Origin of the sequence: Staphylococcus sp. GDY8P85P, assembly GCF_017892405.1 — a bacterium.
Classification (GTDB): Bacteria; Bacillota; Bacilli; order Staphylococcales; family Staphylococcaceae; genus Staphylococcus; species Staphylococcus borealis.
Genome location: NZ_JAESLA010000067.1, coordinates 22,358 through 36,909, shown reverse-complemented (window position 1 = coordinate 36,909; position 14,552 = coordinate 22,358). Strand labels below are relative to the sequence as shown.

The following is a 14,552-nucleotide window of genomic DNA, read 5'->3' as shown; positions in this document are numbered from 1 at the left end:
AACCGATGTTTGCGTAGAACCTTTAAATTAATCAACAAACGTAATGACTTAACCTTGTTGTTCAATTTCATCTGTTAATTGTTCCGCTTCGTTTACTAAGTCAGAAATGTATTTGATTGTTGCTTTAAGTGGGGCATCTGTTGTAATATCAACACCTGCAATTTTTGCTAAAGCAATAGGTGATTGGCTTCCACCTGCTTGTAATGTTTTTAACCATGCATCTACTGCCGGTTGACCTTCTTGCTTAATTTTTTGCGAAACAACTGTACCAATGGTTAACCCTGCAGAGTATGTGTATGAGTACAATCCCATATAGTAGTGGGGTTGGCGCATCCAAGTTAATTCCGAACCATCTGTTAACTCAACAGCGTCACCAAAGAATTGTTCATAAACATCTTGCATGATATGGTTGAGTACTGGCGCTGTTAGTGATTCACCATTATCCACTTTGCGGTATACTTCACGTTGATATGCAGCTTCTAATAAGTGAGTAACCATATTATGATAATACGTACGTGATAATATTGAACCAATGACCCAACGTTTAAATTTAGGGTCTTCACTATTACTGAATAAATAATTAGCCATTAACATTTCATTCATAGTAGATGGTGCTTCAACGAAATACATTGATGCTTCAGAATCTAACAAGTGTTGATGTTGCTGTGCTAAAGTGAAATGTCCTGCATGACCTAATTCGTGTGCTAAGACAAATGTTTCAGTCATTTTACCTGTCCAAGAAATAAATACATATGAATGTGTAGCATATGGACTAGCACAATAAGCACCTGTATCTTTCCCTTTATTCTGTGCAAAATCAATCCAGCGTTGATTATAAGCATGTTCCACCATTTGAATATAGTCATCACCAAGTACCTTTAGTGCACCATGAATATATTGTTTAGAATCTTCTATTGATATTTCAGGCTCATAACTTGGATCAACAGATACTTTTAAATCTTCAAAGCGCATTTTGTCTAGCTTATGAATACGTTGTAATAGTTTAGCGTATTTCTGCATTACTGGCGCTAAATCACTCATAATTACGTCAATCTGTCTGTCATACATTTCTCGTGTAACTTCTTGATCATGTAATAAGTAGTCAATGACAGAATCATAACCTCTTAAATCTGCTTCTATTTTTTCTTGTTGCACATGTTGGTTATATGTCGCAGCAGTTGTATGTTGATATTTCTTTAATGTGTTACTAAAGCTTTTGAAACTTTTACGTCTAAATTCAGGATCAGCATTATCTTCATATTCATTTTCAAATGTAGCGTAATCCATAGGGTATGTCACATTATTATGTTCAAATGATTCAAAGGCAATGTCTAACATTTTCGTAGTGCCATATAATTCATAGGCACTTTGGAAAGTAGGTGACAAGCTAGCCAATACTTGCTCAACTTCTGGAGATAATTGATATGGTTTGCTTTCAATTAATTTTTCTAAGTAGTGTGGCACATCAGATTCAGCTATTGCTTGTTTAATCACATCCTCAGGTAGTAATACTATTTCTGATTCTACAAAGGATAACTGACTTGAAATTTTTCCATAATTTGTTGATAATTTAGCACTTAATGTTTGTGCTTCTGTGTTTGCTGTATCGACACTTAGTCGTAATTCTGCATAATTGCCTAGACGATCAAGCTGAATAAGGATATTTTCAAATTCAGTCAACACTTTTCTAATCATTGTAGCATCAGTAATTTTACCTTTGTATTGTTGGTTAAATGATTTTGATTGGTTAAGGACATTATCTAACGTTTCATAAAAATGTGCGTCACTTTCAAATAAATCATTTAAATTCCATTTTTCTGATTCTGAGACATCTTTTCTAAATGGTAAACCTGACGTCATATATTTCACTCCCTCAATTATTTTTCACAACTATTATACACAATATTATTTTCAAACTCATTATTAAGCCTTAAGGCCGAGTTAAACTCGTAAGCAAAGATGTATGATTTAATTACGTATTATTGTATAGTATTTAAAAGAACTTTTTTTAGGATAGGAGATACACATGACTATTTTTGATATGCCAAACTATTTATGGATTACTATAGTTGCAATGATTATTTTGACTGTCTTTAGTGCTTTAGTACTAAAAAAATGGTTTGTATCCGCAGTAATTACATTTGTCGCGTTAGCTGTTTTAGCATTTTTCATACCTAATTTTTATGACATTTCATTCCAACCATTACTTGGATACGCTGCGTTTTTAGCCATTATCAGTTTAATTATTAGCTTTTTATTATGGTATTTCACTAGAAATTGGCGTCGTGAACGTAAAAAGAAACAATTAGAAAAGGAAATACGTAAATACGAAGATGATGACGAAACATTCCGTCGTCGCAATAGATAATAAAAAAACGTTTGAAANNTTTCAAACGTTTTTTTATTATATTTAGGGGGTGTGCTCTATTATTTTTTAAATGCCTTTTCAATTTTATCTAATTGTTCAATCGTTGTTTGAATACCACCTTCTGAAAAATACCACGCATTAGATTCAAATTGGTAAACTTGGTTATGCTTGATTGCCTTCATATTTTTAATGACATCATTATTTAAAGCAGAAGGTAAGGTTTTGTCGTTACCTTTTTGTGTACGATCTATTACAAACAATTTATCTGGATTTACTTTATTTAAATACTCATAAGTAACTGTATTACCAGCTGAGTTTGCTTTCATTGACTTGTCAGCATGCATTATACCTAAATCTTTATTTAAGAATCCACCGAAACGTCCTGTAGGACCAAATGCTTTAACACCTTTATCATCTACGTTTAGAAATAGTACCGTATCGTTATTGATCACTTTTTTCGTCTCAGCTACTTTCTTACTAAGCTTTTCATTTAAATCTTTAGCTACATCTTGTTTTTTGAAAATTTTACCAAACAACGTTGTGTTATCTTTAATTGATTCAATATAATGATCGTTGTCAGGACTCACAAATAATATTTTAGCGTTAGGTGCAGCTTTTTTCATTTCATCTAAAGTTTTAGTATGAGCTTGTCTAAATGAAGCGAAAATGACTTCGGGTTTAGCCTTTGCCAAATTATCATAATTAGGTTGTCCAGGATTACCTAAGTTAGTATATTTGTCATTTTTAAATTCAGAAAGGGAAGTAGGCAAGAATGCTGCACCTTTACCTTTTGCAATAGCTACAATTTTGTCTTCTAATCCCATCTGTTTCATAATATCTAGCGCACCATAATCCAACACAGCAACTCGGTCTGGATTTACTGGAATCTTAACTTTCTCGGTTTTCATTTCACCTTTAGTATGGGTATTATTTTTATCCTTGAATTCATATGTATTGTCAACGGTAATCGTATCCTTGGAAGAGGATGTTTTTGAATTCGAATCCTTGCCACACGCAGCAAGTAATATGATGATTGAAAAGAGTATAGCAATATATTTAAATGAATTTTTCATAATTAAGCCTCCTATGAAACAATTATAATCGAAATTGATAATCATTTTCAATATAATTCAATGCATATACTCACTTATTTTTAAACTAAATCTTCCAGTAATTGATCTAAAACAAGACATAGGGCATCTGTATTAGCATCAATACACTGAATTTTATTTTCGTTTTTAAAAATAGTAACATCTATTTGATTATTATTCACAAAATAGCCAATCTTAGCGTGTTGTAGCATCTCAATATCATTGTGATCATTACCAAATGCAATATAGGTTGGCTGACTACCAAGGATAGATTCAATAGCCGTAAATTTATTAATATATTTAGACGACGAAAAATAGTATGGGACTCATCAACACGCGCAGCATAATCCCATTGATCATCTACAATATAATCTAAAGCATAGTGGTTAATAACATCTTTGATTACCTTAAAAGATTTAGGCTGAATGGTTGCCAATGGTCGTATATGACCATTAATAGAAACGATAGAACCATTACCGCCAATAAGTGGAAATAAATGAAATTGCTTAGGTAAAACAGGTATTAAATCACGTATCGGTCTTGCCGAAGCAAAAATAACGGTACATCCTATATTATGTAAACTAAGAAGGCGTTCAACAATTTCATTATCAATTTGGCGACCATCAAAACAAATCGTTCCATCTATATCTAAATACAAGATTCATATTAATCTCCCTTAATATATCGTAATATATCTAGAGTTTAGCATATATAACTGAATATATAGTAAGCTATTTGAAAAGTATAAGGAATAATACTAAATGAATGTACATAGATTGTCATGTTGAATTACACAAAATCATTAATAGAATAGGTCCCCTAAGATAACACATATAACTTCCTATAATATATATTATGTAAACTAAAATACAGACATCGACATATACCTTTAGTTATAACACTTATTCGTGCGCTGTCAGGATGATTTCTGAACATGTTATTTTATCACTACGTATCATTGATCAAGAACTTGCAGTATTTAGCAGCTACCTAAACGTTAAATAATTAAGTAAATAATTTTTACTATACCAATGACTAAGTAAATACATTCAACTAAATGTGAACGTATATCGTTTTAATCGATGATAGAGACTCGCCGACATAATTTAGGTTTTTCTTAAATTACTGTATTTACATAGATCTATTTAAAATGCTTCCAAGGTGCCTAAATATTTCTTTCTCACTTACAAGAATGATATACATATATCTTCATTTATAATATTTTGCTTTAAATCGTAATTGTTTCGCATTAAATCGTAAATGATAAACATACCCATAAAAGATAAACTAAATTAATTTCTATAAGGAATTACTTTTCACGCATTTTAAATTTACTAAAATAAATTTATTTTGTAATATTATTGCTAAAAACCAAACCTGTGGTAATATTAAATTGTAGGGGCAACATGAAAATCAACTTAGAATTTACCTACACTGTATTGTAACTTGTCTCTATCACTCGTTACGATAAATAAAGGCTGTGACATGTTGAATGTCGCAGCCTTTATTAACATTAATTTATTTTTTTATTTTCTTGCGAATTGTATTAAGTGTGTTAAACAACCAATATTTAAACTTATTAATAGGTTTATAGAAATCCCCAATTAACTCTTCGATATATACATTAAATCCTCGTTTAAAGCGATAAACACCATAATCTTCACTATTCTCTGTGAAATCGCCTGATAAACCGTAGAAATTATAGCGATCATAACCATGTTCGAAACAATAGTTCATCATATGCCAATGCATCATATATGGTCCCATATAATTATTATATTTTTCAGATGAGCCTCCAGAGAAGTAATTCACTTCATATGCATTTGCGAAGAAAATACCTGATGCTAAATTCAAGATTTGGCCATCTGTTTGACGTAATTCGCTTGCATTTAAGAGTTCTTTTTTATCGTGTTCAATTTGCTTATCTAATTCAGCAATTTTTCTAAGTTGTTTATCATTTTTATTTTCTTTTGCCATCATTTGATCACGACGGCTCTCTTTGTCAGTTAACGCGTCTTGCAATGATTTTATGTATTCATCTAAATCAATGTATGCAAGTGGAACAAGCACTTTATCTCCATAAGTATCAAAGAAGTTATAGAAGTATTCATCCGTCTTAGATACGAAACCTGTTCGCGCTTCTGTTTCACGATATAAATCTAGGAATATATGAAATTCATCTCTACTTAGAAATCTTACTTTTACCCCGTAGTTTATCGCTTTATTGATATTTCTTTTTCGTTGGCTATCAAATTGCTTTCTCAATGATGCAGGTGTTTCTCCTTTTAGGTAGTTAACTCCCATCCAACGCGCTTGACTCGATGTGTCATATTTAGTAGTAAATCCATGGTGCTCATAACCATGAGATTTAAATAAGTTGACTACCGCATCATTTTTCTCTCTATCTTCAAGTGGATTAATATCTTTATCATAAATTTGATAAATCCAATATGGATCAATTTTAACGTATAGGCATTGATGTTGATGTAAATATTTTTCTAATTCACGTAAATAGAAATCAACTAAACCTAGATCTGAGTAATCCATAACTGGACCGCGATTTGAGTAATATACATAACTTCCCATAGTTGGTATTTTTGAGAAAAGGCTAGCTGCAAGCACTTTATTGCCTTCGTCTTTAACACCAAGTAACACTACTTCAAAGCCATCATTTTCACGTGTTTGAATATTTTCTTTCATTTGGAAGTAATGGCTTTCTAATGATGGGTTTTGTACAAAGTTTTCGAATTCTTTAACTGTTAACTCTGTAAATTTCATATTCGTCTATTCCCCTCTTAATTAAATCTATTTTTCATCTTTTTGAGTGTCTTATATACTGAATACATAGGTTTGTTAATCGGTTTCATAAAGTCCCCAACATACTCAATTACATCTGCATTGAAGCCTTTTTTAAATTTAATAACACCAACATCTTCAGCATCTTCACTGAAGTCACCACTGATGCCATAAAAATTGTATCTATCAATGCCGTGATCAATCGCATAATTAATCATTGTCCATTGAACAGCATAACTTCCCGCAAAATGTCTATACTTATTAGAAGTTCCTCCAGCATAATATACAACTTCAAATGGATTAATAAAGAAGAAACCAGCAGATATTGGCAGTTCATTACCGTGTTCAGCTTGTAATGTTTTTGCCTCATCTATTTTTTGTTGATTGGCATCAAGTTGTTTTTCGAGGTTTTCCTTTTTATTTAGCGCCTTTTTATTATCTGGACGTTTTTCAATATCTTTAATCGCTTTATTTACATCTTTATTTAACGTTTCACGTTCATTCTGAAGTTCTTCTAAATACTCATCAAATTTAATATAAGCTAATGGAACGAGGACGCGATCCTTAAAATGTCTATATCGATTATAATAGAAACTATCGTCTCTATCTTGGAACTCTTTTGTTTCGGTAGTATCTTCCATAAATGAACGGAAGATTGGAAGTTCTTCTTCTGATAAGAACTTAACTTTCACACCATTTTTTTGAACTTTTTTTGTATTACGTTTACGAAGACTATCCATACCGTTTAATACATCTTTAGCTGTTTTGTTTTTTAAATCTAGAACAGAATGGTAACGAATTTGTTTAATCGGGTCAAAGCCTTTAGTAAATCCTTCATGTTCAAATCCTAGATGCTTCATCTTATCGAAGAACCAATCATTGCCAGCATTACCTGTTATGTCACCGTCATGATTTAAGTATTGATATGGTAAATAAGGATCAACACGAACAAAGAGACAATGATGTTGTTTTAAATACTTTGTTAACTCATTAAAGAAAAAGTGGACAAGCTCTTTATTATCATAATCAATTACTGGTCCACGGTTACTATAAAAGTACTTAAAAAATTTCATGACTGGTACTGCTGTTAACATGCAAGCTGCAATGACCTCATTATCTTTATTTTTGATACCAACTAAGTGAGTTTCTGTTTTATTTGCAACTTTCATCTCATAGTTTTCAGTCATTTGGGTGAAATGACTATATGGCATTTTATCCGTATAATTGCCAAATTCTGCAGCTGTTAAATTTGTAAACTTCATTATTTATTGCTCCTACTTCAAAGAATCTTTATCTATTTTTTTAGTTCAAAATTTAAATTATAATTTTGAATAATATCTTTATCTTCAACCAAAAATTTATATATCCAGTTTCATTAAGTATACAATAGAAATTAACAAAACTAAAATACAAACCATTTATGAGATTGAAATATTTTATAAAATAAATGTTGTGATCCTATCTAAACGATGTCATCTAATTAAAGTAGTAAATAAAAACTGGAAGCGGAACAGAATTCTTTTAAAATTCGTCGTCCGCTCCCAGTTTGTTTTGCCACAATAATTAGGTGTAGCTATTGTACAATAATGATTGAAATTTGTATTATCACCACCAAGGGACGCTTTTTATCTAAAGCATATCTAGCGTCTCTCTTACTTGTTTCAAAAAGTGGATCGTATCTACATTATCATCATGACTCAAACGTTTAACGATTTCACTACCAATAACTACACCGTCTGCTACACCAGCAATATCTTTGACATGTTCTATTGTTCTGATTCCAAACCCTGCAACAACTGGTATATCTGTATGTGCTTTAAGCAGTTTTAATTTATCTTTTAATTGCGGATGAAATGTTCCATTTTCACCCGTTGTAGCATTCATTGTTACCGTATAGATAAATCCTTCTGCCTGTTTAACAATTTTATTAATACGTTCATCATCTGCAGTCATTGCTACAAGTGATATGAGCTTAACATTCACCTTAGCTATTTTAGCTTTCAATTTTTGAGTTAATTCGTATGGCAAATCAGGAATAATCACACCATAAACACCCACATTTGCACATTGTTTAAAGAAAGCCTTTTCGCCATAAGAAACAATAATGTTGTAATACGTCATTAGTACATATTTACAATTGATTTCATCTTTATGATTAGATAGTTCATTAAAAATATAATCTATTGTTACCCCTTCTTTGATCGCCTGGTTACCTGCTTCCATAATGATAGGGCCATCCGCAACTGGATCTGAGAACGGCACACCAATTTCAACGATATCAGCACCATTTTCATCTAAGATTTTCACATTCTTAATAAATGATTTGTTTCCCATAATGTATGGAATAAAAAGCTTAGTCATGTGAGTCACCTCTTGTCTTCATATAATGTCGAATTGTCTCCATGTCTTTATCACCGCGACCTGAAATCGTCACTACTAAAATCTCATCTTCACTCATTTTTGGTGCTAATTTTTCTACATAACTCAGTGCATGTGCACTTTCAATGGCTGGTATAATACCTTCCATTTTACTGAAGCGGATAAGTGCCTCCATAGCTTCGGTATCACTAGCATGTTCGTATTTAACACGTCCAATGTCGTGATAATATGAATGTTCTGGTCCAATACCTGGATAATCTAAACCAGCCGATATAGAGTGTGCTAATTCTACTTGTCCGTGGTCATCTTGAATTAAGTACATTTTTGAACCATGAAGTACACCTGGTCGCCCTTTTCCAATTGCGAGCGCGTGTTTATCTGTATCAACTCCTTGTCCAGCAGCTTCGACACCATACAACTTAACGTTATCTTGAATAAATGGATAAAACGTGCCTATAGCATTAGAACCGCCACCTATACAAGCCACCACAGCATCAGGTAATCGTCCTGTTTTTTGAAGTATTTGGTCTTTTATTTCATGGCCAATTACACTTTGAAAATCTCTAACCATTGTGGGAAACGGATCAGGTCCTAATGCTGAACCGAGTAAATAGTGTGTATCCTCAACATGACTCACCCAATATTGTAACGCCTTATTAACCGCATCCGAGAGTGTTCCTTGACCATCATCAACGGCTTCAACTTTGGCACCTAATAATTCCATTCGAAATACATTGAGCTGTTGACGTTTAATATCTTCTCTACCCATAAATACGATTAACTCCATATCAAACAATGCAGCAACTGTGGCACTTGCTACTCCGTGCTGACCAGCTCCTGTCTCGGCAACCAATTTATTTTTGCCCATTCGCTTTGCCAATAATGCTTGACCTAATGCATTATTTATTTTATGCGCACCTGTATGATTTAAATCTTCCCGTTTTAAATATATTTGAGCGCCACCCAGTGCTTGGGTGTAAGATTTCGCATACGTTAACGGTGTTTCTCTACCTACATAATCTTTTAAATAGTACGATAATTCGTCTTGAAATGATCGATCATTCTTTGCTTTCTTATATGCTTGTTTCAATTCAATAATTGCCGGCATTAGTGTTTCCGGAACATATTGACCACCATATTCTCCGAAAAATCCTAGTTCATCTGCTTCGGTTTGTATATTAAACATTCTCTTGTACTCCCTTCAATTGCTGTATTACAGCTAACATTTTATTTTTGTCTTTCATGCCATTTGTTTCGATTCCGCTTGAGATGTCATAACCTACGTGATTTAGATTTAATGTCTCAATTTGTTTTATTTTGTTAGCATCAATACCTCCAGCGATTAAAAATGGAACGGATTGCTTAACGCGTTTTAAAATCGTCCAATCAAATGAATGACCAGTCCCACCATAATGCTTAGATGGCGTATCTATAATAAATAAGTCTACATAAGGACGATATCGTTCAATTTCATCTATGATATTCTGGCTGGCTGGTAATGCTTTAATTATCTTAATATTCTTAAAATTTAGCCTAATTCGCTTGATAAATGCTATCGTTTCTTCCCCATGGAGTTGAATCGCATTGATATGCGTTTGTTTTAAAATATGCTTTATAAGCTGAAAGGTGGGATTAACGACTACAACCACTTTATCTATACCGTCTGGGACAAACTGGGCTAACGCATTAATTTGTTCAATCTCTAAATGACGTTCGCTTTTAGGATAGTGTACAAATCCCACCATATTTACATTCAGAGTAGGCAACTTTAACACTTCTGATTTTGTTTTAAATCCACAAAATTTTAAAATCATACTTTCACCTTTTTTAATTTAAGTGATGGTATAAAATGTTCTAACTGATTACAATTCATTAAAGCACCACCCACTAATAAGCCGTCAATACCACTATTTATGATTTGTTTGACATCTTGTTGTGAATGAATACCACTTTCAGATATATAAAAATAGTTTTCCTTTTTATACTCAAGTATATGATTCGTATGTTCAACATCGGTGTTAAAGGATTTTAAATCTCGATTATTTACACCAATGATTTGCGGTTCTAACTCATATGCCCGTTGTAACTCATTATCATCATGTACTTCAACTAACACTTCTAATCCCTTAGACGTCGCATAATGATAAAGTTGTTTTAACTTTTCATCAGTAAGAATATTCACAATGAGTAAAATAATTGATGCACCCGCTTGTTTAGCAACATCAATTTGAAGCGGATCAATGATAAAATCTTTGCACAACACCGGCAATTGCGTCTTTGCCGATAAAGCTTGTAATCTTTCAAAACTACCACCAAAATATTGTTCATCAGTAAGGATAGAAATGGCATCTGCGCCACATCTTTCATAATCATTTATTTGTTGAACTACATCTTTTTGTTGAAATGCCTTAATGGACGGACTCTTCGATTTGATTTCGGCGATTAATACTAAATTTTCGTTTCTACTTAATGCATCGGTTAAACGTGCTTTACGACTATGTTTTGTCGCTTTTAATGTTTGCAATTTCTGATGGTAATAACCATCGTTTAATAAACGCTTTTTATATGCCACTATGTCATTTAATATTGTCACAACTATCACCTCTAATTTGTAAAAATTGTTTCATCGCACGACCACTATCAATTAAATGTTGTGCGAGATCTATTCCGGAAGCGATTGTAGCTACTTTTTCTGATACATATAATGCAAGGGCTGCATTCAGTACAACAACATCTCTTCTACAAGATGTGTCACGACCACTTAAAATGTCCAACGTAATTTGTTTGTTTTCAATTGGACTACCACCTTGTAATGCTGTGTTATCAGCAGCCTTTAATCCATAATCTTTAGCATTAATATAATAATGCGTTATATTACCTTTTTCATTTAGCTCATAAATTTCATTGTCTCCAGATAATGTAGCTTCATCCATACCGTTGGCTCCATGTATTACGATTGCTCTTCGACGCCCTAAATCTCTAAGCGTTTGCGTTATCATGTGCAACCGACTTTGGTCGTATACGCCCATGACTTGATAAGTTAATTTAAATGGATTGATAAGTGGCCCAATTATATTAAAAATAGTCGGCATAGGAATCATTTTTCTAACGGGTTGAATATGTTTCATAATGGGATAAGATTCCATCGCATTAATAAATGCCAATCCTTGCCTTTCAATTTGTAATGGTACATCTAATACTTTCGTCGTCCTTATGTCTAATTCTTTTAATAAGTCTGTGCTTCCTGAATGCGATGTGATGCTTCTATTTCCATGTTTGATAACCGGAACACCTGCGCTCGCGACGACAAACGATACCGTCGTTGAAATATTAAAACTATTTGATTTATCCCCTCCTGTTCCACACACACAAATACTACCTTCATATGTGGGTTGTTTAGGATACATAGTTTGAATTAATCCATTGGCAATATAAGTTAATTCTTCTTGTTTAATTTCTTTTTTAGTAAAACGCGTTAGTACATCGACTTTTTCTTCAATATCAACTTGCGGATCCGTTAGATACATTATCAATTGCGTTGCCTCTGATTGGGTTATAGTAGTATGTTTATTTATATGTTTTATTAGCGCCATTCAGATGCCCCCTTTCTTTTACAATATGAATGAAATTCTTAATGATTTGTGCGCCAAACTCAGTGGCGAATGATTCGGGATGATATTGAATTCCGAAATGTAGATGCGCCTTATCTTCAAAGGATTGTATTGCATCTTTCGTCCGCCCAGTAATGATTAAATTCTTTGGAAAAGACGCTATGTCACTGACAAGCGAGTGATATCTCATAATTTTAATTTGATGTGGTATCGACAAATAGAGTGGCGACTGATTTTGAATTTCAAGCGTGTCCACTTTGCCGTGCATCACTTTTTCTCCTTGGACAACTTTGCCACCGTAATAGCAAGTTAGTGCTTGAGCGCCTAAACATACCCCTAGAATAGGTAATGAATGATAGTTATCAATAATTGTCATCAATTCATCACCATCTAATGGGTGGCCAGGACCTGGAGAAATAATCACACCATCAATTTGATCTAAATAATGCAATACATCTTTATCATTTGGATATTTAATACATACATCATCAATTTGACTAACAATATCAACTAAGTTATACGTAAATGAATCATAATTATCTATAATTAGTATCATGGTGTTACCTCCAGTAAACTTTTGGCTTTAAGTCGCGTTTCTTCAAGCTCCTTTTCAGGTACAGAATCGTATACCACCCCACAGCCCGCCTCAACATTAACCGTATTGTCATCAATGAGCATGGTCCGTATTGCCAATGCAAAATCTAAATTTTGATTACAGTTGATATAACCAACGCCACCACTATAGACGCCTCTCTTATATGGATATGCTTCATATATACGTTGAATCGCTCTTAGTTTAGGCGCACCAGAAACGGTTCCAGTTGGTAAAAGACTTGCAATAATAGTCATCGGAGATAACTCCTTTTTAATTTTGCCTTTCACTTCACTGACGATATGCATGACATGTTCATATTTTTCAATTACCATAAGTTTAGATATTTCAGAAGTTCCGGTGATACTCACTCTATGAATGTCATTTCTACCTAAATCTACAAGCATACTATGTTCACTTCGCTCTTTCTCATCTGTGATTAATTGATTAGCATTACGCTTATCCTTTTCTGGCGTTGTACCACGTTGAATCGTTCCAGCAATGGGATTCGTTGTCACCTCACCGTTATGAACTGCGACAAAACTTTCTGGTGAACTCCCAACTATAATCTCTCGGTCCATGTTGATGTAATACATATATGGGCTAGGGTTTTTCCGTTTTAAGTTTTGATAAAGCTGATAACTTAATTGGTTCTTATCTTCTTTGAAATGATGCTCATAACTATATATTCTAGAAGGTACAACTTGAAACATATCTCCTTCAGTAATCCGTCGTTTCATTTCTTGGATGATATGAATGAATTGTTTGTCAGAAATATTTGCTTTTATGTTTGATCGCTTAGGTCGTTTTTTAATATCTTCTTGATAAACTTGAATGTGTGATAATGACTGAACGTTTCGAGCTACCCTAGTTTTTAATTCAGTTTTACTTACTTTTGAAAATTGATTTGACGCAATGACGTATAACTCATCTTTATAATGATCAAATACAAACACATCTTCTATCATATAGAGCGTTGCGTCGTGTGTTGTTTTCTTACTTTCAATAGCGATGCGTTGTAAAATTGGAAATTCATGTCGCACTAAATCAAAACTACACGTTCCGATAAAACCTGAAATAAATGGCAATTGCTTTAATATTTCATCATCAATGTCACAATCAAACTGATTGATGAATGATTTCAAATAATTGTATGGCTCGGAAGTTATTGTTTGAGTTCCTTTTAAAGTATCAATCATCAATGCATTATCATTTAATTTGACAGTGCCATAGGGCTCAAATGCTACGATGGAGTATCTACCTTTCATTTGTTGTTGACTCGTACTTTCTAGTATAATTTTTCGTTCGTTTAACTGCCCTAAAACTTCGGGCGTTATATGCGCTCTTAATACTTCATAATAAAAATCCATTTTCTCATTCCTTTCACTAAAAAAGTCAGCCTCCTTATCTAAAGGACGCTGACGCGCGGTACCACCTTAATTAACGCAATATTCCGATTATTTGGAATATTGAACATTCACTCATTGATATTAATTTGTTTTACTAGCATAAACCCAATTTCATATTAAGCGGTGTTGATTTACATCACCCATCAACTTTCTGTCACTACCATACTTACCACTACTTCATTTATGCTATTAAATTGAATATTAAAAACACCACAGCATACGCGCTTACTTTATAAGGACGCGTTACCGTGGTGCCACCTTAATTAACAATAATTTGTTCACTCATCAATTATTAAACTTTAGAAT

The 14,552-nt window shown here is 33.1% G+C and carries 12 protein-coding genes and 1 pseudogene; 1 reads left to right on the top strand and 12 read right to left on the bottom strand.

Annotated elements, in window-relative coordinates; genetic code table 11:
- Positions 1 to 48: 48 nt before the first annotated feature.
- Positions 49 to 1,860, bottom strand: a complete 1,812-nt coding sequence (pepF, locus tag KA828_RS12140; RefSeq protein ID WP_210126300.1) for an oligoendopeptidase F — start codon at positions 1,858 to 1,860, stop codon at positions 49 to 51.
- Between the two features lie 166 nt (positions 1,861 to 2,026).
- Between pepF and KA828_RS12135 the strand changes: the two genes are divergently transcribed.
- Positions 2,027 to 2,368, top strand: coding sequence for a hypothetical protein (locus KA828_RS12135; RefSeq protein ID WP_053030933.1), 342 nt, complete (start codon positions 2,027 to 2,029; stop codon positions 2,366 to 2,368).
- A 59-nt stretch (positions 2,369 to 2,427) separates the two neighbouring features.
- Here the strand turns inward: KA828_RS12135 and KA828_RS12130 are convergent, their stop codons facing one another.
- From KA828_RS12130 to KA828_RS12080, 11 genes and pseudogenes are all read right to left on the bottom strand, one after another.
- The gene (locus KA828_RS12130) at positions 2,428 to 3,441 is read right to left on the bottom strand and encodes a siderophore ABC transporter substrate-binding protein (protein ID WP_210126299.1); all 1,014 of its coding nucleotides are present in this window, start codon (positions 3,439 to 3,441) and stop codon (positions 2,428 to 2,430) included.
- Between the two features lie 80 nt (positions 3,442 to 3,521).
- A pseudogene (locus KA828_RS12125) lies at positions 3,522 to 4,124 on the bottom strand (HAD family hydrolase).
- 853 nt (positions 4,125 to 4,977) lie between these two features.
- Complete coding sequence (locus KA828_RS12120) at positions 4,978 to 6,237, bottom strand: aminoacyltransferase (protein WP_053030939.1); 1,260 nt, start codon at positions 6,235 to 6,237, stop codon at positions 4,978 to 4,980.
- A 17-nt stretch (positions 6,238 to 6,254) separates the two neighbouring features.
- Entirely contained in the window at positions 6,255 to 7,517 is a 1,263-nt protein-coding gene (locus KA828_RS12115) for an aminoacyltransferase (RefSeq protein WP_053030941.1), read from the bottom strand.
- A gap of 367 nt (positions 7,518 to 7,884) precedes the next feature.
- Positions 7,885 to 8,616, bottom strand: coding sequence for a tryptophan synthase subunit alpha (gene trpA / locus KA828_RS12110; RefSeq protein ID WP_210126298.1), 732 nt, complete (start codon positions 8,614 to 8,616; stop codon positions 7,885 to 7,887).
- A complete protein-coding gene (gene trpB / locus KA828_RS12105) occupies positions 8,609 to 9,820 on the bottom strand; it encodes a tryptophan synthase subunit beta (protein ID WP_210126297.1) in 1,212 nt (403 codons plus the stop codon). Before trpB ends, trpA begins: the two co-directional genes overlap by 8 nt.
- Entirely contained in the window at positions 9,813 to 10,448 is a 636-nt protein-coding gene (locus tag KA828_RS12100; protein ID WP_210126296.1) for a phosphoribosylanthranilate isomerase, read from the bottom strand. The genes trpB and KA828_RS12100 overlap by 8 nt, the downstream gene beginning before the upstream one ends.
- Positions 10,445 to 11,227 (bottom strand): indole-3-glycerol phosphate synthase TrpC, encoded by a 783-nt coding sequence (trpC, locus tag KA828_RS12095; protein ID WP_210126295.1) that lies wholly within the window; start codon positions 11,225 to 11,227, stop codon positions 10,445 to 10,447. The genes KA828_RS12100 and trpC overlap by 4 nt, the downstream gene beginning before the upstream one ends.
- Positions 11,211 to 12,227, bottom strand: coding sequence for an anthranilate phosphoribosyltransferase (gene trpD / locus KA828_RS12090; protein WP_210126294.1), 1,017 nt, complete (start codon positions 12,225 to 12,227; stop codon positions 11,211 to 11,213). Before trpD ends, trpC begins: the two co-directional genes overlap by 17 nt.
- Complete coding sequence (locus KA828_RS12085) at positions 12,202 to 12,801, bottom strand: anthranilate synthase component II (protein WP_193839367.1); 600 nt, start codon at positions 12,799 to 12,801, stop codon at positions 12,202 to 12,204. The genes trpD and KA828_RS12085 overlap by 26 nt, the downstream gene beginning before the upstream one ends.
- Positions 12,798 to 14,207, bottom strand: coding sequence for an anthranilate synthase component I (locus tag KA828_RS12080; RefSeq protein WP_210126293.1), 1,410 nt, complete (start codon positions 14,205 to 14,207; stop codon positions 12,798 to 12,800). Before KA828_RS12080 ends, KA828_RS12085 begins: the two co-directional genes overlap by 4 nt.
- Positions 14,208 to 14,552 lie beyond the last annotated feature (345 nt).